The sequence below is a fragment of the Peribacillus sp. SIMBA_075 genome, from assembly GCF_046534585.1.
The window spans coordinates 1-373 of record NZ_JAWRYN010000193.1 but is presented as its reverse complement, the minus strand read 5'-3'; the positions used below and the strand labels follow the sequence as shown (position 1 = coordinate 373).

Sequence of the window (373 nt, the reverse complement as noted above, 5' to 3'; positions counted from 1 at the left end):
CTTTTACGGTATCTACAATACCTGTAAAAGTACCGGTAATAACTTTCTTAATCGTAGCGAAATTATTTACTATGAAATCTTTAATCGCCCCAACAACACTAAAAATTGTATTTTTAATTTTGTTGAAATTATCAACTACGAAATTAACGAAAGCGCGAACTGCTCCAATGATCGTATCTTTAATAAAATTCCATGCCGCTTGAATGAAGTTTTTTACAGCATTCATCACGGTAATAATTTCATTTTTAATAAAGTTGAATGCGTTTTGTACAGTAGTCTTAATGAAATTCAATACAGTAACAAATACTGTTTTTATAAAATTCCATGCTGCAGAAATAATAGTTTTAATAACATTCATCGCTGTGGAAATCAC

At 29.5% G+C, this 373-nt stretch carries 1 pseudogene; it reads right to left on the bottom strand.

The features are described 5' to 3' along the window. A pseudogene (locus tag SB775_RS27780) lies at positions 1-373 on the bottom strand (hypothetical protein); the annotation flags it as partial.